A 25,948-nucleotide genomic window follows, 5' to 3' on the forward strand; every position below is an offset into this window, starting at 1 on the left:
CGGGTGAACCACTCCGAGGCCATGGATCCCGAGCAGGCCGACGAGGTCTTCGCCCACTGGGAGGACAAGTACGGCACCAGCGACGGTGTGTGGTCGGGGCACGTCAACACCGCCCTGGCGCAGATCGCCGCCGACCTCCCCGCCGGCTCGGCGCTCGATCTCGGCGCAGGAGAGGGCGGGGACGCCCTGTGGCTGGCCGAGCGTGGCTGGTCCGTCATGGGCATCGACATCTCGCCGACGGCCCTCGCTCGCGCCGAGTCCGCGGCGGAGCGCGCCGGGCTGAGCGAGCGGGTCACGTGGGTGGCCGCCGACCTCGACACCTGGTCGTCCACGCAGGCGTTCGACCTCGTCACGGCGTCGTTCCTGCAGTCGCCCGTCGCTCTCGACCGGGCCCGGATCCTGAGGACGGGAGCCGATCGCGTCGCGGTGGACGGGCACCTGCTCGTCATCGCCCACGCCGAGGCGCCCCCGTGGGCCCACGCGCACGACCACGACCACCTGCAGGAGATGGACTTCCCCACGCCGGAGTCGGACCTGGCGATGCTCGACCTCCCGGCCGATGACTGGCGCACGGTCGTCGCGGAGGTGCGTGACCGCACCGCGTTCGCGCCCACCGGCGAGCAGGTCGTGCTGCGCGACGGGGTCCTGCTGCTGCAGCGCCTCGCCTGAGGCGCCGTCAGGTGTGCAGCGGGCGGTCGCTCGGCCTGCCGTGACCGAGCTGGTCCAGTGCGTGATCGACGATCTCGCCGAGCACCTCGAGGCCCTCGCGCACCCCTCCGGTGGATCCGGGCAGGTTCACCAGCAGGGTGTGCCCGCTGATGCCTGCCACGCCGCGCGAGAGTGCGGCGTGCGGCGTCGTGCGCAGGCCACGGGCGCGCAGGGCCTCCGCGATGCCCGGGGCCGGACGGTCGATGAGTGCGGAGGTCGCCTCCGGCGTGTGGTCGTCGTCGGTGAACCCCGTGCCACCCGTGGTCACGACCAGCGCACAGCCCTGGTCGACGAGCCGGCGCAGGACGTCGGCGACCTCGGGCCCGTCGGGCACGACGTGCGGGCCCGACACCTCGAAGCCCCGGTCGCGTCCCCACTGGGCGATGCGAGGTCCGGTGAGGTCCTCCCGGCTGCCGGCGGCCGCGCGTGTGGAGCAGACGACGACGCCGAGGGCACGGCGGTCCTGATCACTCATCGCGGGTCCAGTCGTGGGTCCCGCCGGTCTTCGCCTCGACCTGGACGGCGTCGATCCGCGCGGTGTGGTCGACCGCCTTCACCATGTCGAAGAGCGTCAGGGCGGCCACACTGACCGCGGTCAGCGCCTCCATCTCGACGCCGGTGGGGCCGGTCGTGGCCACGGTCGCCTCGATGCGCACGGCGTCGTCGAGGGCGCGGAAGTCGACGGTGATCGCCGCGAGGGACAACGGATGGCACATCGGCACGAGGAAGGGGGTCTGCTTCGCAGCGAGGATGCCCGCGATGCGCGCGGTGGCCAGGGCCTCGCCCTTGGGCAGGTCGCCGGTCATGATCCGCTCGACCACGTCGGCCCGCGTGCGCAGGAGGCCGGAGGCGGTGGCCTCCCGCCGGGTGGTCGCCTTCGCCGAGACGTCGACCATGTGGGCGCTGCCGTCGGCGCGGTAGTGCGACAGGTCCTTCTCGTCGCCCGGTCCGGTGCTCATGCGATCCTCCACCACTCCACGGTATCGCCGGCCTCGAGTGCCGTGACGTGTTCGGGGACGAGGACGAGGACGTCCGCCCGGGCGTAGGACACCGCGAGGTGGGAGCCGGCCGCGCCCACCAGGCTGATGGTGCCGTCGGCCTGCAAGGTGCCGCGACGCGCCTGCAGGCGTCCGGCGGGGGAGGCCAACGGCTCCGCGAGGGGCGCTGATCCGGACGGCCGCTGGGCCACGCGTCCTGCCGCGCGGGCGAGGGGCGCTCGGAGGAACAGCTCGAAGGAGACCAGGACACTGACGGGATTGCCGGGCAGGCACACCACGGGGACCTCGCGGTCGCCGGCGAGCACCGAGGCCAGGCCCTGCGGGCCGCCGGGCTGCACCGCCACGTGGTCGAACCACGCGCCCGGCGTTCCCTCCAGGGTCTGACGGACGACCTCACGCGTACCCGCGCTCACCCCGCCGGTCGTGATGACGAGGTCGTGGCCGGCGGCCAGCTGTGCGAGCACGTCGCCCAGCAGATCCGGGTCGTCGGGCACCACGTGTGTGGTCACGGGGAGTCCGAGCTCGCGGGCGTGGGCGGCCAGCGCCCGCGAGTTCGAGTCGGGGACCGCGCCGCTCACCAGCTCCGCGCCGGTGCCCACCACGGCCAGCCTCAGCGGCGGCGCGACCTCGACCGACTCGACGCCCGCCACGACGAGGGCGCCGATCGCCGCCGGGTGCAGGGGAGCACCGGCCTCGAGAACCGTCGCGCCGGAGGTCACGTCGGCACCGACGGTGCGCACGAACGTCCCCGGCTGAACGGGCTCACGGAACTCGATCAGCGCCCCGCCGCCGACCGGGCCGAACTCGCCCGCGCCGGTGCGCTCCACGGGGACGACGGCGTCGGCGCCGAGCGGGATGGGGGCGCCCGTCATGATCGGCGCGGCGGAGCCCGGGTCGAGTCGGGGCGGGTGGGCGCCGCCGGCCACCACGTGCGCCACGGTGGGCAGCGTCACCAGCGCGATGTCGGCGCGGGCGAGATCAGCGGCATGGACGGCGAACCCGTCCATCTGGCTGTTGTCGAAGCCGGGGACGTCCAGTCGCGCGACGGCGGGCGCGGCGAGTCGGCCGGTGAGCTCCTCGGTCACCGGTCGTCGGACGGCCTGGTCCTGGGCGCGTCGTTGAGCGGCGCGCCGGATCACCTCGGCCACCGCGTGGACGTGTTCCTCGACGGATCTGCTCATCCTTGCTCCTGCCCGAGTCGCATCTGAGCCGCTAGTATCGCCTTCATGTCTCAAGTGCGTGTTGCTGATGCCGCTGACTTCCTCGGAGTCAGCACCGACACCGTACGCCGCCTGATCTCTTCCGGGCGGCTCGCCGCGGACAAGGACGGCTCCGGACGGACTGTGGTCGACGGGCGCGCCCTCGCCGACTACGTGCGGGTCGAGGGCAGATCGGCTCCGGACCCGACCGCCGTCGGGCGCTCGGCACGCAACCGGTTCGTCGGCATCGTGACCGAGGTCCTCAGCGATCGCGTCATGTCGCAGGTCGAGCTGCAGTGCGGCGCTCACCGGGTCGTGTCGCTCATCAGCACGGAGTCGGTCCGTGAGCTCGGCCTCGAGCCCGGCGTCGTCGCGGTGGCCGTGGTCAAGGCCACGAACGTGGCGATCGAGATCCCCAAGGACCAGGCGTGAGGCGTGGGGGTGCCGCCACCCTTGCGCTGGTCGCCTTGCTGACGGCCGCCGGATGCAGCAGCGACGACGGTGAGGGGGGTGGGCAGCGCACGCTGACGGTGTTCGCGGCGGCGTCGCTCACGTCCACGTTCACCGAGCTGGCGGAGCGCTTCGAGGCCGAGCACGACGGCGTGGAGGTCAGGCTCTCGTTCGGTGGCTCGTCCGATCTTGCGGCCCAGATCGCCGAGGGCGCCCCGGCGGACGTGTTCGCCTCGGCGGACGAGCAGACCATGGCCCGGGTGACCGGTGCATCCGACACGGCCCTCGCCCCCGAGGTCTTCGCGACGAACACGCTGCAGATCGTCACGCCGGCCGATGACGCGGTTCGCGTGGATGCCCTCGCCGACCTGGCGGATCCGGGCGTGAAGGTGGTCCTGTGCGCTCCCCAGGTGCCGTGCGGCGCGGCCACCCGCACCCTGCTGGCGAAGAGCGCGCTGGACGTGGACCCGGTCAGCGAGGAGCAGTCGGTGACCGACGTGCTGGGGAAGGTCACCAGCGGTGAGGCCGACGCGGGGATCGTCTACCGCACCGACGTGATCGGTGCGGGTGACGCCGTGCGAGGCGTCGACGCGGCGGGCGCGGGCGAGGTCGTCAACCGCTACCCGGTCGTGGCACTGGAGGCCGACGAGTCGGCGGATGCGTTCGTCCGGTTCGTCACGAGCGAGGCGGGACGCGAGGTCCTCGCGGCCGCCGGCTTCGGCGCGCCGTGACGGGCCGGTCCGACGTCCCACGCTGGATCGCCCTTCCGGCGCTCGTCGGGCTGGCACTGCTGGCGCTGCCGCTGGCCGGACTGGTGTTGCGCGTGGAGTGGGGCGACTTCCTGGGCCTCGTGACGAGCGAGTCGTCCCGGGCGGCGCTGGGGCTCAGCCTGCGGACGGCGGCCGTCAGCACGGTGCTGTGCCTCCTGCTCGGCGTGCCGCTGTCGCTGTCGCTCGCCCGGTCCTCGGGGCACTGGTCATCGGTGGTCCGTGCCGTGGTCCTGGTGCCGCTGGTGCTGCCACCCGTGGTCGGCGGCATCGCGCTGCTGGCCACGTTCGGGCGGCGCGGCTGGCTGGGCCAGCACCTGGAGGCGTTCGGCGTCGAGATCGCCTTCACGACGGTGGCCGTGGTGCTGGCCCAGACGTTCGTGTCGCTCCCGTTCCTCGTCATCACCCTCGAGGGCGCGCTGCGTGCTGCCGACCCGGGTTACGCGGACGTCGCGGCAACGCTCGGCGCCGCTCCCGGCCGGGTGCTGGGCCGGGTGACCCTGCCCCTGGTGGCGCCCGGTCTCGTGGCCGGAACCGTCCTGTCCTTCGCGCGGGCGCTCGGGGAGTTCGGCGCCACGGTCACGTTCGCCGGCAGCCTGCAAGGGGTGACGCGCGCACTGCCGACCGAGATCTACCTGCAGCGCGAGGTCGACCCCGATGCGGCCGCGGCCCTGGCGTTCCTGCTGGTCGCGGTGGCGGTCGTCGTGATCGCGGTCGTCCACCGTCCGGGGCGATCGCCGTGGTGAGCCTCGCGGCGCGCGTGCGCGATCCCGCCCGCGGGGTCGACCTGCGGTTCCATGTGGCTTCCGGCGAGACGGTGGCGCTCATGGGGCCGAACGGAGCCGGGAAGTCGACCGTCCTGGCCACCGTCGCCGGCCTCCTGCGGCCGGCAGAGGCGCACGTCCGTGTCGGTGACCGGGTCCTGGCGGGGGGGGGGCAGTGGGTGCCGCCCCACCGCCGATCCGTGGCGCTGCTGGGACAGCAGCCCCGGCTGTTCCCCCACCTCACGGTGCGTGAGAACGTCGCGTTCGGTCCGCGCAGCGTCGGTCGCGACGCCGGTCTCGCCGATCACTGGCTGGACCCGGTGGGGGCGTCGGCGCTGGCCGACCGTCGTCCGCGTCAACTGTCGGGCGGCCAGGCCCAGCGGGTGGCGATCGCCCGGGCCCTGGCGGTGGAACCCGACGTGGTGCTGCTGGACGAGCCGCTGGCGGCGCTGGACGTCGAAGCGGTGCCCGAGGTGCGGCGAGTCCTGCGCCGGGTCCTGGCCGGGACCGCGACGGTGCTCGTGACCCACGACCCCCTCGACGCGATGACCCTGGCCGACCGCGCGGTGATCGTGGAGGCGGGACGTGTCGTCCACGAGGGCACGGCGCGTGACGTGCTGACGCACCCGCGCAGTGCGTTCGGCGCCGCCCTGGCCGGGGTGAACCTCGTGGAGGGCGTGGCCACGGGACCGGATCACCTCCGCAGTGCGGACGGTCGCGAGCTCGCGGGGATCCCGCGCCGCACGCTGGACGTGGGCGCCGCCGCGATCGCCACCTTCGCGCCCAGCGCCGTGGCGATCCATCGGGAGCGGCCGGGAGGGAGCCCGCGCAATGTGCTGCCCGGGGTGGTCACCGGGATCGAGGTCCGCGGGGCGGCCTGTCGGGTGGAGATCTCGGGATGGCTCGCCGACGTGACCACCGCCGCCGCCGCAGAGCTGGAGCTCGAGCCGGGACGCGACGTCTGGATGGGCATCAAGGCCACCGAGGTCCGGCTCGACCCGGCCTGACGGCCTCCCGCGATTCACCGATCGCCGGTGCGAGAGTGGGACGCGTGACTGACTGCTCCGAGGCGTGGGCCCGCACGCTGGCCGACTACGAGCATCACCTGTGCCAGGAACGCGATCTCTCGGACCACACGGTCCGTGCCTACCTGACCGACCTCGGCAGCCTGGCCGCGCACGCCACCCTGCTGCACGTCGAGGACCCGGCGGACCTGACGATCCGCACCCTGCGCAGCTGGCTGGCGAACCTGCAGACGCGAGGACGGGCGCGCACGACGATGGCGCGCCGCTCGACCGCCGCGCGGGTCTTCACCGCGTGGCTCGAGCGCACCGGCCGCGCGCCGACGGACGCCGGGGCCCTGCTGGCCGCCCCGAAGGCGCACCGCACCCTGCCGCCGGCGCTGAGCCAGTCCGACATGCGCGGCGTCATCGACGCGATCGTCGATTCGATCGAGGACGACGGTCCGACGGGCCTGCGCGACCTCGCGGTGATCGAGCTGCTGTGGGCGACGGGCATCCGTGTGGGCGAGCTGGTGGGCGCTGACGTGGACGACCTCGACACCTCCCGCCGGGTGCTGCGGGTCATGGGCAAGGGCTCGAAGGAGCGGATGGTCCCGTACGGCGTGCCGGCCCAGGAGGCCGTCGCGGCGTGGCTCGAACGGGGACGCCCGGCCCTCGCGGTGGCCGGCAGCGGGCCTGCCCTGTTCCTGGGTGCCCGGGGCGGCCGCATCGACGCGCGGGTCGTCCGCCGCATCGTCCACGAGCGCGTGGGCGCCGTGCCGGACGCGCCCGACGTGGGACCTCACGGACTGCGCCACACCGCCGCCACGCACCTGCTCGAGGGCGGCGCGGACCTGCGGTCGGTGCAGGAGCTGCTCGGTCACGCCTCGCTCGGCACGACCCAGATCTACACGCACGTCAGCGCCGACCGCCTGCGCGCCGCCTTCACGCAGGCCCACCCGCGCGCCTGACGACCTCACCGCTTGCCCAGGGGATCGACCGGCCGCCCGTCGACGAGCCGCATGAAGTGCAGGTGGCACCCCGTGGAGAACCCGGTCGACCCGACGCGGCCCACGACGTCGCCGGTGACCACCCGCTGGCCGCGGTGCACCGCGACCGAGCCGAGGTGGGCGTAGGACGTGGCGATCCCGCCGCCGTGTTCGATCTGGACCTGCAGCCCGTAAGCCCCGCTGGCTCCGGCGCGCCCGACCCGGCCGGCTCCCGCGGCAGGGACCGGGGTCCCGCACGCGGAGCCGATGTCGACGCCGTCGTGCAGCTTGCGCACGCCGGTGACGGGATGGACCCGCATCCCGAACGCCGAGGTCACGGAGCCGTCGAGAGGAAGGTCCCCGGCACCCGCGCCGGGCGGCTCCGGCGGCGAGCCGTCGGGATCGATCAGCCGGTAGGCCCCTGAGGTCGCGAGCAGCGCGGCGGGATCGAGGTACTCGTCGCCGCGCAGCCGGCCGAGGTTGAGGCACGTCCGGCGGCACGAGGGATGGCCGCCGAGGAGCCGGCCGACGGGCTGGCCGGCGGTCACGGCGTCGCCGACCCGGACGGTGGGGGAGACGGGTTGGTAGGTCGATCGCTCGGGGCCGTGGTCGATCGTGATCGTCCAGACGCCGGCGACGCGACCCGCGAACGTGACCCGCCCGACGGCCACGGCGCGGACCGTCTGGCCCACCCGCCCAGGAATGTCCACTCCGCGGTGGCCGGCCCCGTAGTCGGACTGGGGTGGGTCGAACGGGCGGTCGATCCGGTGCTCGCCGATCGGCCACGTCCAGGGCGCGGCAGCGGCGGGAGCGACGGAGGCGGCGAGCAGGGTCGTCACGAGCAGGAGCAGGGCACGGCGCATGTCCCGAGCCAAGCGATCCGCGGCTGCGAGCGGAACCGGCTCGCGGAACCCTGTGGACGGGTGGTCAGGCCTCGCAGGCGCCTGTGGAGACCGGCCGTTCGGCCCACCGTGGCACCGATTTCCTCCGGCGCGGGCCGGTGCACTAGACTGGGCACATCCGTCCTCTGGGCGGAAATTCGCGTGTCCTCTCCCGTGACGTGTTGCACCGAACGGGGCGCGATCCAGGTCCCATCCACGATGGGTGGCCCGCGTCGGACACCAGGGCATCGCCGCCGGCGATGCGTCAACTTGGTTTGAAAGGAAGTACGGCCATGGCCGTCGTCACCATGCGTCAGCTGCTCGAGAGCGGCGTGCACTTCGGGCACCAGACCCGTCGTTGGAACCCGAAGATGAAGCGCTTCATCATGACCGAGCGCAACGGCATCTACATCATCGACCTGCAGCAGTCGCTGTCCTACATCGACTCGGCGTACGAGTTCGTCAAGAGCACCGTCGCCCGCGGCGGCTCGATCCTGTTCGTCGGCACCAAGCGCCAGGCGCAGGAGCCCGTCGAGGAGCAGGCCAAGCGCGTCGGCATGCCCTACGTCAACCAGCGTTGGCTCGGCGGCATGCTCACGAACTACACCACGATGTCCGATCGTCTCCAGCGCATGAAGGAGCTCGAGGAGATCGACTTCGACGACGTCGCGGGCTCCAACCGCACGAAGAAGGAACTCCTTCAGATGCGTCGCGAGTACACCAAGCTCAACCGCACCCTCGGCGGCATCCGCGACATGGGCCGCGTGCCCAACGCCGTGTGGATCGTCGACACGAAGAAGGAGCACCTCGCGGTCGACGAGGCCAAGAAGCTCAACATCCCGATCGTCGCGATCCTGGACACCAACTGCGATCCCGATGACGTCGACTACCCGATCCCGGGCAACGACGACGCCATCCGCTCGGTGGGCCTGCTGACGCGCGTCATCGCCGACGCCGTCGCCGACGGCCTCATGTCGCGCGGTGGCGCCAAGACGGGCGAGGAGGCCCCGGGCCAGGAGCTCGGCGCCGAGGAGCCCATGGCCGACTGGGAGAAGGAGCTGCTCGCGTCGAAGGCCGCGGAGTCCGCTGAGGCCCCCGCCGCTGAGGCGCCTGCCGCCGAGGCCCCGGCTGCCGAGACGGCTGAGGCGCCTGCCGCCGACGCTCCCGCTGCCGAGACCGCTGAGGCGCCTGCCGCCGAGGCCCCCGCTGCCGAGACCGCTGAGGCGCCTGCCGCCGAGGCCCCCGCTGCCGAGACTCCTGCCGAGTCCTGAGCCACTCTGACCACTGGCCGGCCCGACGCGATCCGTCGGGCCGGCCCCACCAGAACCGAGGTTGAACATGGCAATCACTGCTGCCGATGTGAAGAAGCTCCGCGACGCCACGGGCGCGGGCATGATGGACGCCAAGAAGGCCCTCACCGAGGCCGACGGCGACTTCGACAAGGCCGTCGAGGTCCTGCGGATCTCGGGCGCGGCCAAGGCCGCCAAGCGCGGCGCTGAGCGCGAGGCCTCCTCGGGCCTGGTCGCCAACGCCGGCTCCGCCCTGGTCGAGCTCAACTCCGAGACCGACTTCGTCGCGAAGAACGACCAGTTCATCGCGCTCGCCGAGCGTCTCGCCGTCGCGGCCGACGCCGCCAAGCCGGCCGACGCCGAGGAGTTCGCGAAGGTCCAGCTCGACGACGGCAAGACCGTCGCCGAGACGATCAGCGCGCTCGCCGCGGTCATCGGCGAGAAGCTCGAGCTCGGTCGCGTGAGCGCCCGTTCGGGCCAGGTCGCCACCTACATGCACCGTCGTGCCAGCGACCTGCCGCCGGCTGTCGGCGTGCTCGTCGAGTACGACGGCGACAACCTGGACGCCGCGCGTTCGGTCGCGATGCAGATCGCGGCCATGCGACCGCGCTGGCTGACCCGCGAGGACGTGCCCGCCGACATCGTCGCCAAGGAGCGCGAGATCGCCGAGGCCACGGCCAAGGAGGAGGGCAAGCCCGAGCAGGCTCTGCCCAAGATCGTCGAGGGTCGTGTCAACGGCTTCTTCAAGGAGAACGTGCTGCTCGAGCAGTCGAGCGTCACCGACAACAAGAAGACCGTCAAGGCGGTCGCCGAGGAAGCCGGCATCACCGTCAAGGGCTTCAGCCACATCGAGGTCGGCGCCTGAGCCGCACCACCGATCGACGAGGGCCCCGTGGAGCGATCCGCGGGGCCCTCGTGCATTCCCCGGCGGTGACCGGTCAGTCGCGCGGGGCGCCCTGGCAGTTCGGGCACCAGTAGACGCGCCGCTGCTGGGTGGCCACGCGCCCCAGGGCGTCCTCGCGGATGGTGGTGCCGCAGCGCAGGCACGGCCGGTCGGTGCGGCCGAACACCCAGTGCAGCTCGCCGGCTCGCAGGCTGCCGGTGAAGGACCGCTCGATGCGATCGCGATTGAGCCGGATCAGCTTCACGCCGCGGTCGACGATGCGGCCGAGGTCGGCCACACCCACCGGCGTGTGCGGGTCTACCGCCGACAGGAACAGCATCTCGTTCACGAACTCGTTTCCGAACCCGGCGAGGTTCCGCTGGTCGTGCAGGGCGACGAAGATCGGCACCTCGGGGTCGTGCGCGAGGTTGGCGAGAGCGACGTCGCGGTCGAAGTCGGGATCGAGGACGTCGGGACCGAGGTGGCCCACGACCGAGTCCTCGTCCTCGCGCCGCAGCACCTCGACGATGCCGAGGCTGAAGCCGACGGCCACCCACTCGTCGGTGCTGACGATCGCCCGGACCGTATGGGCCGGCCGCCGCAGGCCCCGACCGCCGCGGCGCAGGGTGGCCGGGCGGTAGAGGTGCCACGAGCCCTCCATCTTGAGGTGCGAGTGGATCGTCCACGCGTCGGTGCGCATCAGCAGGTGCTTGCCGCGCGGCACGACCTCGTGCAGCACCTCGCCGGCCAGGTCGGTGGTGGCGTACCTCGGCACCCGGAACTCGGTGGCGGTGAGGACCCGGCCCGCCAGCGCCTCGTGCAGGTGGTGGGCGGCCCGCCAGACGGTGTCGCCCTCAGGCATCGAGCCGCAGCCCCTTCAGGTGGGCCTCGAACCCCGCCGCGGCGAGCGCCTCGCCCAGGGGCGTGGAGGCGACGGGCTCTCCGTCGGCCGTCTGCACCGTGACCCGTCCGAGTCGTCCTCGCCGCACCGTCTGCACGAGGGAGGCGGCGGCGGCCGCGAGGGCGGTGGCGTCGTCGGTGAAGGTGAGCGCCGACCTGCCGCCGCGCTCGAGGTAGACCACGGGACGGCCGTCGTGGACGACCACGAGCGATCCGGCCTTGCGGGCGGGGCGGTGGCCGTCGGAGCCGCGGTCGGGCCACGGCAAGGCCGCGCCGAAGGGGTTCGCCGGGTCGGTGGCCGCGAGGGTGACGGCGGGTGCCTCGGCCGGCTCGTCGGAGTCGCGCACGAAGGACCGCAGCCGATCCACGACGCCGGGCGCGGCGAACTGGGCGGCGCCGAGCGAGTCGACGAAGTAGCCGCGCAGCGCCGTGCCGTTCTGCTCCATCTCGCGCAGCACGCGATAGGCGGCCGCGAAGCCGCCGGGGGTCTGCTCGGCCTGGACCGATCCGCGGGTGACGACGCCGTAGCGGTTCAGGAGGGTCTCGGCGCGGGCGACGTGCTCGGCCGTGGTCTGACCGCCCAGCGGGACGGAGAACCACCGGCCCGAGGCGATGGGGGGCACGACCGCGCGCGGCGCCCGCATCCGCCCGCCCACCATCCGGGCGCGCGGCGCCTGGCGGCGGGTGCGGTGGGTGCCGCCCCCGGCCACGAGGCTGCGCACGGGCGCGAAGGTGTCGTTGCTGACCTGACCGCTCCAGACCAGCTCCCACAGCCCCTCGACGAGGCCCTCGCGCTCGGTGTCCTCGACGCGGGCCGCCAGCTCGCCGAAGAGCCAGGCGCCGGAGTCGCCGAGCACCTCGAGCAGGCGGCCGGCGGCGGTGTCGGAGCCCGCCGCGACGAGGTCACCGGTGGCCGGTGCCGGGGTGTCCCCGGGCAGCAGGCGGATCCATCCGTCGCGCCCGGGAAGCGTGCCGGCGCCGGTCCACGTGATCTCGCCCGCGGTGGTGAGCTCGTCGAGCATCGCCGGGGAGTAGTCGGTGACCCGGGCGGGCAGCACGAGGCTCTCCCACGCGCTGGCGGGCAGCGCGGCCCCGGCCAGCTGGTCGACGACGGTGAGGACGCCGTCGACGCCGCGCAGTCGCGAGCCGACGTGCTGCCACGCAGGCAGGAAGCGCGCGAACGCCGCCGAGTCGACGGGCTCGACCTGCTTGCGAGCCGCCGCGAGCGAGCGGTTGCGGAGCCGGCGGAGCACCTCGGAGTCGACCCACTCGGCCTCGCCGGAGGCCACCGGCAGGAACTCACCGCGGGTGACCCGGCCCGCCTCGCTCAGGCGTTGGAGGGCGTCGCGCACCACCGCGGGGCCGAGCGCGAGGCGCCGCGAGACGTCCTCGCCCGTGAAGGGGCCGTGGGTGCGGGCGTAGCGGGAGACGAGCTCGCCGAGGGGGTCGTTCCCCGTGGCCAGGTGCGCGTCCGCGATGCCGAGCGGGAGCGCGGTGCCCAGCGCCTCGCGCAGGCGTCCTGCGTCCTCGATCGCGGCCCACCGGGCCTGGCCGCCGACCTGCACCTCGATGGCACGGCGCGACTCGCGCAGCTCCTTGAGCCAGGCGCCCGCCTCCAGCCGTGCGTCCTCGCGGGTGCGCTCGGCGACCTCGTCGACGGAGAGCGGGCCGAGCAGCCGCAGCAGGTCGGACACTCCCTCGATGTCCTTGGCCTGCCGCTCGGGCACGAGGCGCTGGAGCTCGGCCTCGGTCAGGGTGACGACCTCGGGATCGAGCAGCTCGCGCAGGTCGGCCCGGCCCAGCAGCTGGCCCAGCAGCTCGGGGTCGAGGGTGAGCGCCGCGGCGCGCCGCTCGGCCAGGGGCAGGTCGCCGTCGTAGAGGAAGGCGCCGACGTAGCCGAACAGCAGGCGCTGGGCGAACGGCGAGGCGGCATCGGTGCCGACCTCGACGAGGGCGACCTCGCGCGAGCGGATCCGGCGGGCGAGGGTGACGAGCGCGGGCAGGTCGTACACGTCCTGCAGCACCTCGCGCGCCGTCTCGAGCAGGATCGGGAAGTCGGGGTACTTGCGGGCGACGTCGAGCAGCATCGCGGCACGGCGTCGCTGCTGCCACAGCGGCGCGCGGGCCCCGGGGTTGCGCCGGGGCAGCAGCAGGGCCCGGGCGGCGCACTCGCGGAAGCGCGCCGCGAACAGGGCGGACCCGCCCACGAGATCGGTGATCTGGGGCTCGAGGTCCTCGGGGTCCTCGAGGTCGAACAGGTCGGCGCCCGGCGGCTCGCCGGTGACATCGGGGACCCGCACGACGATGCCGTCGTCGGACGCCACGACCGCACCGTCGACGCCGAACCGCTGCTCGATCCGCCGGCCCACCAGCAGCGCCCACGGAGCGTGCACGGCCCGCCCGTAGGGCGACAGCAGGACGAGCCGCCAGTCGCCGACCTCGTCCCGGAAGCGCTCGACCACGAGCGTCGTGTCGGTGGGCAGCTGGCGGGTGGCCTCGTACTGGTCCTTGACGAGCGCCGAGAGGTTGCCGACGGCATTCGCGTCGAGGCCCACCTGCTCGACGCGCGCACGCTGCTTGGCGGGGGAGAGGGCGCTCAGCTCGCGCAGGAACGCGCCCATCGCCTCACCGAGCTCGTAGGGGCGCCCCATCGCGTCGCCGCGCCAGAACGGGAGCCGAGCGGGCTGGCCGAACGCGGGCACGACGATGACCCGGTCGGACGTGATCTCGAGGATCCTCCAGCTGGTGGCGCCGAGCGCGATGACGTCGTTGATGCGCGACTCGTAGACCATCTCCTCGTCGAGCTCGCCGACGCGGCGGCCCGCGGTGCCCTCCTCGCCGGCCAGGACCACCGAGAACATGCCGCGATCGGGGATCGTGCCGCCGCTGGTGACGGCGAGCCGCTGGGCCCCCGGCCGGCCGGTGAGCGTGCCGGCCTGCCGGTCCCAGACCGCCCGGGGACGCAGCTCGGCGAACTCGTCGGAGGGGTAGCGCCCGGCGACGAGGTCGAGCGTGGCCTCGAACGCCGAGTGGGGCAGCGTGGCGAACGGTGCGGACCGCCGCAGCGTCTCGAACCAGGCCTCGACGTCGATCGGCTCGAGGGCGCACGCGGCAATGGTCTGCTGGGCGAGGATGTCGAGAGGATTCGCGGGCACGGCGAGCCGCTCGATGCGGCCGGCGAGCATGCGCTCGACGGTGACCGTGGTGGACAGCAGGTCGTGGCGGCCGGTGGGGAACACCAGCCCGCGCGAGACCTCGCCGACCTGGTGGCCGGCGCGGCCCACGCGCTGCAGCCCCGAGGCGACCGACGGCGGAGCGGAGACCTGGATGACGAGGTCGACCGCGCCCATGTCGATGCCGAGCTCGAGGCTGGAGGTGGCCACGACGCACCGCAGGCGACCGGACTTCAGGTCGTCCTCGATGATCGCCCGCTGCTCCTTGCTGACCGAGCCGTGGTGGGCGCGCGCGAGCACCGGCTCGGCGCCCGAGGACAACCCGGAGAGGCCGCCCATGTGGGCCGGCTGGCGGTTCGCCGGCTCGGGCCGGTAGCCCGTCTCGCGCTCGACCCAGACCTCGTTCAGCCGCTGGGTGAGCCGCTCGGCCACCCCGCGGCTGTTGGCGAAGACGATCGTGGTGCGCGCCTGCTGGATCGCGTCGACGATCGCCTCCTCGACATGGGGCCAGATCGTGCCGCCGCCCTCCTGCGGCCGCGACTCGTCGAGCCCGCGCGCGGCGCTGCCCTCCCGGGGCCCCTCGTGGCGTGGTGGCATCTCGGTGAGGTCCTCCACGGGAACCCGCACCGACAGCTCGAGCCGCGAGGGGGCGTCCGGAGCGACGACCTCGACCGGGGCGCGGCCGCCGAGGAAGCGGGCCACCTCGTCGTGCGGGCTGACGGTGGCCGAGAGGCCGATCCGCTGGGCGGGGGAGTCGAGCATGTCGTCGAGCCGCTCCAGGGAGATCGCCAGGTGCGCCCCGCGCTTGGTGCCCGCGACGGCGTGGACCTCGTCGACGATCACCGTGTGGACGCCGCGCAGCATGGCGCGCGAGGCCGACGTGAGGAGTAGGAAGAGCGACTCGGGCGTGGTGATGAGCACGTCGGGTGGATGGGACTGGAGCCGGCGCCGCTCCGCCGGCGGCGTGTCGCCCGTGCGGACGCCCACCGACACGGGAGCCAGCTCGTGACCGAGCCGCGCCGCCACTCCGGAGATGCCGACGAGGGGTGACCGCAGGTTGCGCTCGACGTCGACGGCGAGGGCCTTCAGCGGCGAGATGTACAGCACCGAGGTGCCCTGCGTCTCGACCGCGGGATCGCGGTGCAGCAGGCCGTCGATGGCCGACAGGAACGCCGCGAGGGTCTTGCCCGATCCCGTGGGGGCGACCACGAGGGTGTGGCGGCCCTTCTCGATCGCGTCCCACGCGCCGGTCTGGGCGGACGTGGGCGCGCTGAAGGACTCGTCGAACCACGTGGCGGTCGCGGGGCCGAAGGACATGGAACCCATCGTGGCACCGGACTCCGACAGTGGCGCTGCGACAGCGACCACGCCCGGAATTCCGGCGTGCCGGGGTCGGGGCGCCAGTGGCCCTCAGGCATGCTTGAGGCCATGAAGTTGCGGATGCTGTCGGTGACCTGTGCCCTCGTGCTGACCCTGGGCGCGTGCTCGGACGGGGAGAAGAAGCAGGCCCCCGACCCCAAGGAGCCGAACAAGACCACCGCGGCGAAGATCACGCCGATCAACCCGCTGACCGGTGGGCAGCTCAAGGAGACGCCCGCGAACCCCGTGTTCGTGGTCAAGGTCGACAACACCCCGGCCTCCGCTCCCCAGACGAACATCGACCGGGCCGATCTCGTCGTCGAGCAGACGGTGGAGGGTGGCATCACCCGGCTCGCCGCCCTCTACTACACGGCGACCCCCTCGACCGTGGGCCACGTCCGCTCCATGCGTGCCACCGACATCGGCATCGCGAAGCCGGTCAACGGCCAGATCGTGGCCTCCGGCGGCGCCGGCAAGACGATCTCGCGCATCAAGGACGCGGGCATCCCGATCCACTCGCAGGACGCCGGCTCGGCCGGGATGTCGCGCGACGGCGGCTACGCGCCGTACAACGTCGTCGTCGACCTCGGCGAGCTCGCCAAGGACGTCAAGAACACGCAGCCCGAGCGCTCCTACTTCCAGTGGGCCGGCGCCGGCGCCGCGGCGCCGAAGGGCCCGCAGGTCACGTCCGCGACCGTGAAGTTCTCGCGCAGCCACACCACGTCGTGGAAGTTCAACAGCAAGGCGTGGAAGCGCACGAACGGCACCAGCGACAAGGAGTTCGGCGCGAGGAACCTCGTCGTGCTGTGGGCCGACGAGAAGAGCGCGGGCTACACCGACCCGGCCGGCAACCCCGTGCCCGAGACCACGTTCCAGGGCGGCGGCAAGGCCGTCGTGTTCGTGGGCGGCACCCGGGTGAACGCGAAGTGGAAGAAGGCGAACAACGCCTCCACGATCGTGCTGACGACCCGCGACGGCCAGCCGATGAAGCTGCCCCGCGGCAAGACGTGGATCGAGCTGCTCAGCAAGGGCGAGTCCACGGCGCTCAGCGCCCGGTAGCCCGGATCAGGCGGACGGCTGGTCGCCCTCGGCGGCCAGCTCCTCCAGCTTGTGGCCGATCTCGACCTCGATCGCCTCGCGCAGCACGCTGCGGAACATCGCCACCACGACCTGGCTGGCGATCGGGATCAGCTGGTCGATCTTCTCGAAGACGGCCGGCCACTCCTCCTGCGGCAGACCCGCGTCGAGGAACGGCTGCGCGACGTCGCGGCTGACGTGGTGGACGAACCGGTCGGAGATCTGCTCGAGGTGCTCGCGCATGTGCGGCACGATGTCGACCACGCTGTCGGGGTTCAGCCCGATGGCGACGGACGCCGCGCCGGGGCGCACGACGCTGGGCTCGAGCATCCGCACCGAGTCGTCGTCGACCTGCTCGAGCAGCCCCACCTCGATCATCTGGTCGATGAGCTTGTGGTCGGGGGGCAGCCCCGAGAGCGAGGCCAGCTCGGCGCGGCTGATGATCTCGCTGGGGTCCTGCGCGTCGTCGACCTCGAAGATGTTGAGCAGGTCCAGCGCCACGTTGGACGCGGTGGACGGGGACTTCAGGATGGCGTCCTCGATGGCCGCGAGGGTAAAGCCCCGGCCCAGCAGCGTGCGGATGAGGATGAGGCGCTGGAGGTGCTTCTGGGTGTAGTACCCGGTGCGGCCCTCGAGCCGCGGCGGATCGATCAGTCCGCGGGTGGAGTAGGCGCGCACGTTGCGCACCGTCATCGCGGCCCGCTCGGCGAGCACGTCGACGGTGAACTCCTCCTCGCGCCGGGCGTCCACCATGCCCGCAAGTCTAGGGGTGCGCGACCCAGGATCGGGCATCATGGGGGTATGGCAATGGTGCGAGGCCGCTTGTTGGTCGCCACCTCGGCGATCCAGTCAGGGCCCTTCTGGCGCAGCGTCGTGTACGTGCTCGACCACGACGAGGACGGCGCGCTGGGCGTCATCGTCAACCACCCGCTGGAGTCGGACGTCGACGAGGTCCTTCCCGAGTGGGCCGACTGCGTCAACGCCCCCGGCTGCCTCTTCGAGGGTGGGCCCGTCGCGATGGACTCCGCGCTCGCGGTGGGCGTCGTCAGCGACGTCACCAGCGGCCCGCCCGGCTGGCGTCAGATGGCTGGGCGCGTGGGCCTGGTCGACCTAGAGGGCCCCCTGCCCGAAGGCGGCGAGCTGCTCGGCCTGCGGGTGTTCGCGGGGTACGCCGGATGGACGCCCGGACAGCTCGAGGCCGAGATCGAGGAGGGCGCCTGGCTCGTGCTGCCGGCCGAGGAGGGTGACCTCATCTCGCCCGTGCCCGACCGGCTCTGGAGCGACGTGCTGCGCCGTCAGCCGGGGGAGACCCGATTCTGGGCGAACCTGCCGGTCGACCCGGCCCAGAACTGAGCGCGTCGGCGTGGACCCGTCCTCGGTGTCGGCTCCGTCGCCTACGATGGGGTCGTGGGATTCTTCGGCCGCGGCACCCAGACCGTCCATGACGAGCGCACCGAGCAGCGCACCGACAACGGCGATCACGAGCGCTTCAGCCACTACGTGCCGAAGGACAAGCTGACCGAGGCCATGGTCATGGGCACCCCCGTCGTCGCGCTGTGCGGCAAGGTGTGGGTCCCCAGCCGCGACCCGCAGCGCTTCCCGGTCTGCCCCGAGTGCAAGCAGATCTGGGAGGACTTCAACCCCGGTGACGACGAGGACTCCGGGAGTGACTCCGACCAGTGAGCTCGGCCCAGTCACTCCGGGCCTGGCAGCGTGAGGCGTTCGACCAGTACGCCCGCACGCAACCGGCCGACTTCCTCACGGTCGCCACGCCCGGCGCCGGCAAGACCACGTTCGCGCTGACGATCGCCGCCGACCTCCTGCACCGCAGGATCATCGAGCGCGTCGTCGTCGTGGCGCCCACCGAGCACCTGAAGAGCCAGTGGGCCCAGTCGGCCGCGCGCTCGGGGATCGCGCTCGAGCCGAACCTCACGGGTGCGCTCGGCGCCCGCTTCGACGGCTACTGCGTCACCTACGCGGGCCTGGCCACGAACCCGGTCGGCCACCGCGTCCGGATCGAGCGCAGCCGCACGCTGGTCATCCTCGACGAGATCCACCACGCCGGCGACGCGATGAGCTGGGGCGACGCCGTGCTCGAGGCCTGCGAGCCGGCTGTGCGCCGCCTGGCCCTCACCGGCACGCCGTTCCGCTCCGACGACAACCCGATCCCGTTCGTCACGTACGCCCCGGTCGGCGACGGCTCGATCTCCAGCGTCGCCGACTACGCCTACGGTTACGGGTCGGCGCTCAAGGAGGGCGTCGTCCGCCCCGTGCTGTTCATGGCGTACTCCGGCGAGATGCAGTGGCGCACGAGTGCCGGCGACGAGGTGTCCAGCCGGCTCGGCGAGCCGCTCACGAAGGACCAGACCGCCCAGGCGCTGCGCACCGCGCTCGACCCCAACGGCTCGTGGGTCCCGGCCGTCCTGGAGGCCGCGCACAAGCGCCTGCTCGAGGTGCGTCGCGACATCCACGACGCCGGCGGGCTCGTGATCGCCAGCGACCAGAACTCCGCCCGCGCCTACGCGAAGCTGCTCAAGGAGCTCACGGGCGTCGAGCCCACCCTCGTGCTCTCCGACGAGGCGGGCTCGAGCGCCCGGATCGCGGAGTTCTCGGCCGGCACCGACCCGTGGATGGTGGCCGTGCGCATGGTCAGCGAGGGCGTCGACGTGCCCCGCCTCGCGGTGGGCGTCTACGCCACCACGGTCGCCACGCCGCTGTACTTCGCGCAGGCGATCGGCCGCTTCGTGCGAGCCCGCCGCCGTGGCGAGACAGCGTCCGTCTTCCTGCCCAGCGTCCCCGGCCTGCTGAAGCTGGCCGCCGACCTCGAGGCCGAGCGCGACCACGTGATCGGCCGCCCGGTGCACGACGAGGGCGACCTGTTCGCTGCCGAGGACCTGCTGATGGCGCAGGCCAACGCGTCCGAGGCGGCGAGCGACGAGCTGGGCAACCAGTACGCCGCCATCGGCAGCGAGGCCTCGTTCGACCGCGTCCTCTTCGACGGCCACGAGTTCGCGCCGATCGACTACGAGATGGTCGCCGGCGACAGCGACGAGCTCGACTTCCTCGGCATCCCGGGCCTGCTCGAGCGCGACCAGGTGGCCGAGCTGCTGCGCAGCGCGCGCACCCGCAAGCGCGAGGTGGCGCCGGCCCGCGCCGAGGCCGACGTCGAGTACGAGCGCCGCGCCGAGCTGCGCCGCGAGCTGAACTCGCTGGTCGCTGCGTGGCACCACCGCACGGGGTCGCCGCACGGCGTCACCCACAACCGGCTGCGTCACGAGTGCGGGGGCCCGCCCGCCGCCCAGGCCACCACCGATCAGCTGAAGCGCCGGATCGACACGCTCCGCGACTGGGCCCTGCGCGCCTCGGGCTGACCCGATCGTGTGACGCAGATCGCGTCCGCACCCCTAGGCTGTGCGCGTGAGTGCCCCACTGCCCCCGCGCACCCGACTGTTCGCCGCGATCCTCGAGCGGACCGCCACGCCCGTCGAGGAGGCCACCGACTACGCCGAGCTGCGGGCCCAGCGCCTGAAGCTGATGAGGTCGGCGCCCGGCCGGATGGTCTTCGGCACGCCGGACCGCCGCGCCCGCGCCGAGACGATCGAGATCCCGCTGAAGGGGCGCACGCTGCGCGCGCTGGTCCACCGGCCCACGGGCGTCGGCGGGCCGCGACCCGTGATCGTGAACTTCCATGGCGGTGGCTGGGTGCAGGGCTCGCCCGAGCAGTCGGCCTGGCTGACGTCGCGCGTCGCCGCCGGCACGGGTGCGACCGTGATCTCGCCGTCCTACCGGCTGGCGCCGGAGCACCCGTTCCCGGCGGCGGTCGACGACACGTGGGAGGCGCTCGCCTGGATCGCCGAGCATGCCGAGGTTCTCGGGATCGACGTCGAGCGGATGGGGGTCATGGGCGACAGCGCCGGCGGCAACCTCGCCGCGGTCGCCGCCCAGCGCTCGGTGACGGAGGGCGGGCCCCGGTTGCGCGCGCAGGTGCTGATCTACCCCGCGGTCGAGATGTACGACAAGTTCGCGTCCGAGCTGCGGATGCCGCGCGAGCCGGTGCTCTCCTCGGCGAACATGTCGGCGTTCGCCCACCTCTACATGGGCGACGCCTACGGCACGGAGGACCCGCTGGCCTCGCCGCTGCGCGCCAAGTCGTTCGACGACCTGCCGCCGGCCTTCATCCTGACCGCCGACCACGACCCGCTGCTGGACAATGGCGACCACTACCGTGAGGCGCTGCAGCGCGCGGGGGTGCCCGTGCGGTACCGCGAGTACCCCGGCACCGTGCACGGGTTCATGAGCCTGCCCGGGGTGTCGCCGGGAGCCGCCGACGCAGTCTCGGACATCGTCGACTTCGTCGCCGCCCGGGTGGTCCTTCCGCAATGAGCCGGCGGATCCGGTCGGCCGGGCTCGATCCGACGGTGGACTACGAGGAGATCTCGCGGCTGTTCGGCCAGTACGACTTCCCGTGGGACCTCGAGCAGTCGCTGAGCTTCGCCCTCTTCCGGACCTACGCCGTGCCCTCGATCGGGCGCCTGCTGTACGAGACGGGCCAGTTCACCACCGACACGCAGCGCCGCCACGACGACACCGCGCTGCTGCTGGGGGAGATCGTCGACCAGGGCCTGGAGAGCGATCCCGGCCGGGCCGCGATCCGCCGGATGAACCAGATGCACGGCCGGTACGGCATCAGCAACGACGACATGAGGTACGTGCTCGCGACGTTCGTCGTGATGCCGAACCGCTGGGTGAACCGCTACGGCTGGCGGCGCACCACGCCGGTGGAGGACGTGGCCGGCGTCAACTACTACTTACGGCTGGGGCGGTTGATGGGGATCCGCGACCTGCCGGGCGACCTCGCCGGGTTCGAGCGCCTCCTCGACGCGTACGAGGCCGAGCACTTCAGGTTCGACCCCCGCTCGCGCGCCGTGGCCGACGCGACCCTCGACCTGTTGACCACGTTCTACCCGCGCCCTCTGGCCCCGGCGGTGCGGCGCTTCAGCGTCGCGATCATGGATCCGCACCTGCGCACCGCGTTCGGCTACGACCACCCGCCGGCCTGGTTCGAGCGCCTGTGCCACGGCGCCCTGCGCGGCCGCGGCCGGGTGGTCCGGTTCATGCCCGAGCGCCGGGAGCCGCGTCGCGTCCGGGACTCCCGGCGGATCCGGAGCTACCCCGGCGGCTTCCTCATCGAGGAGCTCGGCACGTGAAAAGTCGCGCGAGCGCGAAAGTTGTGCGAACGTACCACTAAGGGTTCCTCTGGGAAGTGATGCCCGGCCCGGCGCTCCCTCGCCGGGCCGGGTGTCACGTACGGAGGGCCTCCACGACGCGGTCGAGGTCGTCCTGGTCGTTGTAGAGGTGGAACCCGACGCGGGCCGCCCCCTGGCGCACCGAGGCCCGCAGCCCGGCGTCCTGCAGCCGCGCGGCCGCGTGCTCCATCGGGATCGAGACGATCGCCGAGTCGCGAGGAGGCAGGTCCAGCGCCTCGCGCGCCCGTCCAGCCAGATCCAGGCAGTGGGCGGTCACCGCATCGAGGTCGAGGGTCGCCAGCCATGCGAGGCTCGCGGCCGCGCCCGCCACGGGGAACCACGAGGGGGAGATGTCGAACCGCCGGGCATCGGGGGCCAGGCGCAACGGCAGGCCGTACGTGGTTCGCCAGGGGTCGCCGCCCGCGTAGCGGTTGGCGTGGTGCGGGACGAGCCGGTCGGCCAGCCGGTCCGCGTAGGACGCCCACGCGATCCCCGTGGGCCCGAGCAGCCACTTGTACGTCGAGCTTGCCACGACATCGGCCCAGCCGAGGTCGAGACGCAGCCAGCCCAGCTGCTGGGTCGCGTCGAGGATCACGAGGGTCTCCGTGCCCTCGGTCGCGGCTCGCAGCGCGGCCAGGTCGACCCGCGCCCCGTCGGCCGACTGCACGGTGGACACCGCGACGGCGTCGTGGTCGCGGGCGAGCTCGGGAAGACGATCGAGCGGCGCCTCGGTGACCGAGACGCCACGGCCGTGGTGGGCGGCGAAGGGAAAGCTGACGGACGTGAACTCGCCCTCGGGCACCAGCACGCTGGCCCCGTCGGGCAGCGCCGAGGCCACGGGTCCCAGCAGGGCCGCGACCGAGGAGCCCATCGTCACCGACGCCGCCGGGACACCGGCGATCCGGGCGAAGGAGTGGCGGGCGGTGGCGATCTCGTCGTCGAAGTCCGGACCCGTCACGGTGCCCGCCGCCCAGCCGCGGTGGACCCGCTCGAGGGCGTCCACGGTGGACTGCGGCGGCAGCCCGTACGCGGGAGTGTTGAGGTACCCCTCGGGCCCGATGAACGTCGCTCCGAATGCCTCGCGCATGGTTCGACGCTAACCGGCTCGGGAATCGAACCGGCGTCGCCCCTGTTGACCTCGAAGTGAAGCTCTCGGTCCTGGATCTCGTCCCTGTTCGCACCGATCAGACCACCGGTGACGCCGTCGCCGCCGCCACGGAGCTGGCGCGCACGGCCGACCGGCTCGGGTTCGAGCGGTACTGGGTGGCGGAGCACCACAACATGCCCGCCGTCGCCGCCGCGTCGCCGCCGGTGCTGATCGCCCTCCTGGCCGCGGCCACCGAGCGCATCCGCGTGGGCTCCGGCGGTGTCATGCTGCCGAACCACGCGCCCCTGGCGGTGGCCGAGCAGTTCGCGCTGCTGGAGGCCGCCTTCCCGGGCCGCATCGACCTCGGCATCGGGCGCGCCCCCGGCTCGGACCCCGTGACGTCGTGGGCCCTGCGCGGCGCCGCGGGTCGCGACGACTCCGACATCGAGAACTTCCCGCGCTACCTCGACGACGTCGTGGCGCTCATGGACGGCCGCGGTGTGCGCGTGCCGATCCCGAACCAGCAGTACGTGCTGAAGGCGACGCCCGCCGCCGTGAGCGCTCCCGACCTGTGGCTGCTCGGCTCGTCGATGTACTCGGCCCACCTCGCCGCGGCGAAGGGCCTGCCCTACGTCTTCGCGCACCACTTCAGCGGTCAGGGCACGGCCGAGGCGCTCGAGGTCTACCGCAGCGAGTTCCGGCCCAGCGACGTGTGCGAGCGCCCCACCACGTTCCTGACGGTGAACATCGTCGTGGCCGACACCGCCGACGAGGCGACCGCGCTGGCCCTGCCGAACCTGCAGAACATGGCCCGGCTGCGCACCGGCAAGCCGCTCGCCCCGATCGATCTCGTCGAGGACGCCGAGGCGCTCGACCTCGACCCCGGGATGGACTCGCTCGTCGACTCGGGCCTCGCCCGCATGGTCGTGGGCGACCCGACCACGGCGCGCAAGGAGCTCGAGGAGCTCGCCGCGCAGTTCGACGTGGACGAGGTCATGCTCCACCCGGTCGCCTCGGCGCGCCGCGGCGCCGACCCTCGCACGACGCCCGGCCGCGTGCGCACCCTCGAGCTCGTCGCGGGCTGACGCGTCTGCGTGATCTCGATACACCGTCTCGCTTCGCTCGCCGGCACTCGATCACCGGCCCGGTGATCGAGTGGCACCGGGCGGGCGCGCCAGCCGGCGATCGAGTAGCTCGCGAGCGCAGCGAGCGGCGTATCGAGATCACGGTGAGGCAGACGCGGCGGCCTCAGTCCAGGTGCGGTGCCGTCGTCGAGACGCCGGCCGCCGCCCACTCCTGCTGCACGCGGTTGAGGTTCTCCGGCGAGACGGCGGCGGTCAGCTCCTGCAGCACCCGGACCGTGAAGCCCTCGGCCGCACCGTCGAGAGCCGTGGCGCGGACGCAGTGGTCGGTGGCGATGCCGCAGACGTCGATCTCCTCGACGCCGTGCTCGCGCAGGAAGTCCGCGAGGTCGCGACCCTCCTCGTCGGTGCCCTCGAAGCCCGAGTACGCGGCCGCGTAGGCGCCCTTGTCGAAGATCGCGGCGAACAGCTCCTCCTCCAGCGGCGGGTGCAGCTCGGCGCCGGGCGTGCCCACCACGCAGTGCGGCGGCCACGAGTCGACGTAGTCGGGGGTGTCGCTGAAGTGGTCGCCGGGATCGATGTGCGCGTCGCGGGTGGCCACGACGAGGTCGTAGTCGCCCTCGGCGATGAGGTCGGCCACGGCCTCGGCCACGGCGGCGCCACCGGTCACGGCCAGCGAGCCGCCCTCGCAGAAGTCCTTCTGGACGTCCACGACGACCAGCGTGCGGGGTCCGGGCATGTCAGTCAGTCCTCCTCGTAGATCGTCGGAATCGCGGGGTCGCCCTTCGAGAGTCGGCGGGCGGTGGAGGGCAGCTCGCGCAGGGACGCCTGCAGCCGCGCGCGTGACTCCTGCAGCGTCGCGTGGTCGACCCGCTTCCCGGCCTCGACCAGCGGCACCATGAGCTCGCGGTCGTCGCCGTCGTCGCGGGGGGCGATGTCGATGCCCACCACCTCGGCCTCGGCCACACCGGAGGCGCTGAGTCGGCGCATCGCCGTCTTGCGGCCGCCCACCGACGCCTTGTCCTTGCTCTTCTTGGCGACGCCGAGCATCGTGCCGTCCGCGGCCTCGCGGGCGACGAGCTTGTAGACGAACCCGCTGGTGGGGGAGCCCGACCCCGTGACCAGCGAGGTGCCGACGCCGTAGCCGTCCACCGGAGCGGCGGCCAGCGCGGCGATCGCGTACTCGTCGAGGTCGCTCGTGACCGTGATCCGGGTGTGGGTGTTCCCGGCCGCGTCGAGCTGGGCCCGCGTGGCGCGGGCGACGTCGCCGAGGTCGCCGGAGTCCAGCCGCACGCCGCCCAGCTGCGGCCCGGCCACCTCGATCGCCGCCGCGACGCCCTGCGGCACGTCGTACGTGTCGACGAGCAGGGTCGTGTCGTGGCCGAGGGACCGCACCTGCGAGGCGAACGCGTCGCGCTCGGTGTCGTGGACGAGGGTGAAGGCGTGGGCCGCGGTGCCGGCCGTGGGGATGCCGTGCCGGCGACCCGCCTCGAGGTTCGACGTGGCGGCGAAGCCGCAGATGTAGGCCGCCCGCGCCGACGCCACGGCCGCCTCCTCGTGGGTGCGCCGCGTGCCCATCTCGATGCAGGGCCGGTCGCCCGCGGCCATCGTCATGCGCGCGGCGGCCGAGGCGATCGCCGAGTCGTGGTTGAGGATCGACAGGATCAGGGTCTCGAGGATCACGCCCTCGCCGAACGAGGCGTCGACCCGCAGGATGGGCGACCCGGGGAACCACAGCTCACCCTCGGGGTAGCCCCAGATGTCGCCGGTGAAGCGGTAGTCGGCGAGCCAGTCGCACGTGGCGTCGTCGACGACCTTCGCCGAGCGCAGGAACTCGATCTCCTCGGGATCGAACCGGAAGTCGGCGAGCGCGTCCAGGACACGTCCGGTGCCGGCCACCACGCCGAATCGCCGGCCCCCGTTGAGCCGGCGCCCGAACACCTCGAAGACGCTGCGGCGGGAGGCGGTGCCGTCGGCCAGCGTGGCCTGCAGCATCGTCAGCTCGTAGTGGTCGGTCAGCAGCGCGGTCGACACCATGGGAACAGCGTAGGTCCACGGCGACCTTCGTGCGGGTGAGCCGGGGCAGGCACAATGG

General features: G+C 73.1%; 25 protein-coding genes. 15 read left to right on the forward strand and 10 right to left on the reverse strand.

Going from position 1 to position 25,948, the window contains the following annotated elements; all coding sequences use genetic code 11:
* The first annotated feature begins 3 nt into the window (after positions 1-3).
* Positions 4-669: a methyltransferase domain-containing protein gene (locus H1W00_RS13310; RefSeq protein WP_206680079.1), complete on the forward strand. Its 666-nt coding sequence runs from the start codon at positions 4-6 to the stop codon at positions 667-669.
* 7 nt (positions 670-676) lie between these two features.
* Here the strand turns inward: H1W00_RS13310 and H1W00_RS13315 are convergent, their stop codons facing one another.
* The 3 genes from H1W00_RS13315 to H1W00_RS13325 are packed head-to-tail and all read right to left on the reverse strand — an operon-like array spanning position 677 to position 2,887.
* A complete protein-coding gene (locus tag H1W00_RS13315) occupies positions 677-1,183 on the reverse strand; it encodes a MogA/MoaB family molybdenum cofactor biosynthesis protein (RefSeq protein ID WP_181756329.1) in 507 nt (168 codons plus the stop codon).
* A complete protein-coding gene (moaC, locus tag H1W00_RS13320; RefSeq protein WP_181756330.1) occupies positions 1,176-1,667 on the reverse strand; it encodes a cyclic pyranopterin monophosphate synthase MoaC in 492 nt (163 codons plus the stop codon). The genes H1W00_RS13315 and moaC overlap by 8 nt, the downstream gene beginning before the upstream one ends.
* The gene (locus H1W00_RS13325) at positions 1,664-2,887 is read right to left on the reverse strand and encodes a molybdopterin molybdotransferase MoeA (protein WP_181756331.1); all 1,224 of its coding nucleotides are present in this window, start codon (positions 2,885-2,887) and stop codon (positions 1,664-1,666) included. The genes moaC and H1W00_RS13325 overlap by 4 nt, the downstream gene beginning before the upstream one ends.
* 45 nt (positions 2,888-2,932) lie before the next feature.
* Here H1W00_RS13325 and H1W00_RS13330 point away from each other — a divergent pair, with 45 nt between their 5' ends.
* Genes H1W00_RS13330 through H1W00_RS13350 form a run of 5 tightly spaced genes read left to right on the forward strand, consistent with a single transcriptional unit; the run spans position 2,933 to position 6,858 of the window.
* Positions 2,933-3,337, forward strand: a complete 405-nt coding sequence (locus tag H1W00_RS13330; RefSeq protein WP_181756332.1) for a TOBE domain-containing protein — start codon at positions 2,933-2,935, stop codon at positions 3,335-3,337.
* A complete protein-coding gene (modA, locus tag H1W00_RS13335) occupies positions 3,334-4,086 on the forward strand; it encodes a molybdate ABC transporter substrate-binding protein (RefSeq protein ID WP_181756333.1) in 753 nt (250 codons plus the stop codon). Before H1W00_RS13330 ends, modA begins: the two co-directional genes overlap by 4 nt.
* Positions 4,083-4,868: an ABC transporter permease gene (locus H1W00_RS13340; RefSeq protein WP_181756334.1), complete on the forward strand. Its 786-nt coding sequence runs from the start codon at positions 4,083-4,085 to the stop codon at positions 4,866-4,868. The genes modA and H1W00_RS13340 overlap by 4 nt, the downstream gene beginning before the upstream one ends.
* A complete protein-coding gene (locus H1W00_RS13345; protein WP_181756335.1) occupies positions 4,865-5,893 on the forward strand; it encodes an ATP-binding cassette domain-containing protein in 1,029 nt (342 codons plus the stop codon). The genes H1W00_RS13340 and H1W00_RS13345 overlap by 4 nt, the downstream gene beginning before the upstream one ends.
* 44 nt (positions 5,894-5,937) lie before the next feature.
* The gene (locus H1W00_RS13350) at positions 5,938-6,858 is read left to right on the forward strand and encodes a tyrosine recombinase XerC (RefSeq protein WP_338072908.1); all 921 of its coding nucleotides are present in this window, start codon (positions 5,938-5,940) and stop codon (positions 6,856-6,858) included.
* A 5-nt stretch (positions 6,859-6,863) separates the two neighbouring features.
* On the opposite strand, the gene H1W00_RS17185 is transcribed toward H1W00_RS13350, so the two are convergent.
* The gene (locus tag H1W00_RS17185) at positions 6,864-7,739 is read right to left on the reverse strand and encodes a peptidoglycan DD-metalloendopeptidase family protein (protein WP_181756337.1); all 876 of its coding nucleotides are present in this window, start codon (positions 7,737-7,739) and stop codon (positions 6,864-6,866) included.
* 311 nt (positions 7,740-8,050) lie between these two features.
* Between H1W00_RS17185 and rpsB the strand changes: the two genes are divergently transcribed.
* Together rpsB and tsf are read left to right on the forward strand one after the other, a co-directional pair.
* A complete protein-coding gene (rpsB, locus tag H1W00_RS13360) occupies positions 8,051-9,028 on the forward strand; it encodes a 30S ribosomal protein S2 (protein ID WP_181756338.1) in 978 nt (325 codons plus the stop codon).
* A gap of 67 nt (positions 9,029-9,095) precedes the next feature.
* The gene (gene tsf / locus H1W00_RS13365) at positions 9,096-9,911 is read left to right on the forward strand and encodes a translation elongation factor Ts (RefSeq protein ID WP_181756339.1); all 816 of its coding nucleotides are present in this window, start codon (positions 9,096-9,098) and stop codon (positions 9,909-9,911) included.
* A gap of 73 nt (positions 9,912-9,984) precedes the next feature.
* Here tsf and H1W00_RS13370 read toward each other — a convergent pair whose 3' ends face one another.
* Both H1W00_RS13370 and H1W00_RS13375 read right to left on the reverse strand, forming a co-directional pair.
* A complete protein-coding gene (locus H1W00_RS13370; RefSeq protein ID WP_181756340.1) occupies positions 9,985-10,791 on the reverse strand; it encodes a DNA-formamidopyrimidine glycosylase family protein in 807 nt (268 codons plus the stop codon).
* Entirely contained in the window at positions 10,784-15,319 is a 4,536-nt protein-coding gene (locus H1W00_RS13375; protein WP_338072909.1) for an ATP-dependent helicase, read from the reverse strand. The genes H1W00_RS13370 and H1W00_RS13375 overlap by 8 nt, the downstream gene beginning before the upstream one ends.
* A 111-nt stretch (positions 15,320-15,430) precedes the next feature.
* Here H1W00_RS13375 and H1W00_RS13380 point away from each other — a divergent pair, with 111 nt between their 5' ends.
* Complete coding sequence (locus H1W00_RS13380) at positions 15,431-16,420, forward strand: DUF3048 domain-containing protein (RefSeq protein WP_181756342.1); 990 nt, start codon at positions 15,431-15,433, stop codon at positions 16,418-16,420.
* Positions 16,421-16,426: 6 nt separating this feature from the next.
* Here the strand turns inward: H1W00_RS13380 and H1W00_RS13385 are convergent, their stop codons facing one another.
* A complete protein-coding gene (locus H1W00_RS13385; protein WP_181756343.1) occupies positions 16,427-17,191 on the reverse strand; it encodes a MerR family transcriptional regulator in 765 nt (254 codons plus the stop codon).
* A 48-nt stretch (positions 17,192-17,239) separates the two neighbouring features.
* Between H1W00_RS13385 and H1W00_RS13390 the strand changes: the two genes are divergently transcribed.
* The 5 genes from H1W00_RS13390 to H1W00_RS13410 are packed head-to-tail and all read left to right on the forward strand — an operon-like array spanning position 17,240 to position 21,645.
* Positions 17,240-17,791 (forward strand): YqgE/AlgH family protein, encoded by a 552-nt coding sequence (locus tag H1W00_RS13390; protein ID WP_181756344.1) that lies wholly within the window; start codon positions 17,240-17,242, stop codon positions 17,789-17,791.
* Between the two features lie 54 nt (positions 17,792-17,845).
* Positions 17,846-18,121 carry a DUF3039 domain-containing protein gene (locus H1W00_RS13395; protein ID WP_078700277.1) on the forward strand — a complete coding sequence of 92 codons (276 nt, stop codon included), beginning with the start codon at positions 17,846-17,848 and terminating at the stop codon, positions 18,119-18,121.
* Positions 18,118-19,809: a DEAD/DEAH box helicase family protein gene (locus H1W00_RS13400; protein WP_181756345.1), complete on the forward strand. Its 1,692-nt coding sequence runs from the start codon at positions 18,118-18,120 to the stop codon at positions 19,807-19,809. The genes H1W00_RS13395 and H1W00_RS13400 overlap by 4 nt, the downstream gene beginning before the upstream one ends.
* Before the next feature lie 46 nt (positions 19,810-19,855).
* Complete coding sequence (locus H1W00_RS13405; protein ID WP_181756346.1) at positions 19,856-20,821, forward strand: alpha/beta hydrolase fold domain-containing protein; 966 nt, start codon at positions 19,856-19,858, stop codon at positions 20,819-20,821.
* The gene (locus H1W00_RS13410; protein WP_181756347.1) at positions 20,818-21,645 is read left to right on the forward strand and encodes an oxygenase MpaB family protein; all 828 of its coding nucleotides are present in this window, start codon (positions 20,818-20,820) and stop codon (positions 21,643-21,645) included. The genes H1W00_RS13405 and H1W00_RS13410 overlap by 4 nt, the downstream gene beginning before the upstream one ends.
* A 94-nt stretch (positions 21,646-21,739) precedes the next feature.
* Here H1W00_RS13410 and H1W00_RS13415 read toward each other — a convergent pair whose 3' ends face one another.
* Positions 21,740-22,771, reverse strand: coding sequence for an aminotransferase class V-fold PLP-dependent enzyme (locus H1W00_RS13415; protein WP_181756348.1), 1,032 nt, complete (start codon positions 22,769-22,771; stop codon positions 21,740-21,742).
* Between the two features lie 56 nt (positions 22,772-22,827).
* Here H1W00_RS13415 and H1W00_RS13420 point away from each other — a divergent pair, with 56 nt between their 5' ends.
* On the forward strand, positions 22,828-23,856 hold the full coding sequence (locus tag H1W00_RS13420; protein WP_181756349.1) for an MsnO8 family LLM class oxidoreductase: 1,029 nt from the start codon (positions 22,828-22,830) through the stop codon (positions 23,854-23,856).
* A 163-nt stretch (positions 23,857-24,019) separates the two neighbouring features.
* Here the strand turns inward: H1W00_RS13420 and H1W00_RS13425 are convergent, their stop codons facing one another.
* On the reverse strand, positions 24,020-24,592 hold the full coding sequence (locus H1W00_RS13425; RefSeq protein ID WP_181756350.1) for an isochorismatase family protein: 573 nt from the start codon (positions 24,590-24,592) through the stop codon (positions 24,020-24,022).
* A 5-nt stretch (positions 24,593-24,597) separates the two neighbouring features.
* Positions 24,598-25,890 (reverse strand): nicotinate phosphoribosyltransferase, encoded by a 1,293-nt coding sequence (locus H1W00_RS13430; RefSeq protein ID WP_181756351.1) that lies wholly within the window; start codon positions 25,888-25,890, stop codon positions 24,598-24,600.
* Positions 25,891-25,948 lie beyond the last annotated feature (58 nt).

This window comes from Aeromicrobium phoceense, from assembly GCF_013868155.1.
GTDB lineage: Bacteria > Actinomycetota > Actinomycetes > Propionibacteriales > Nocardioidaceae > Aeromicrobium > Aeromicrobium phoceense.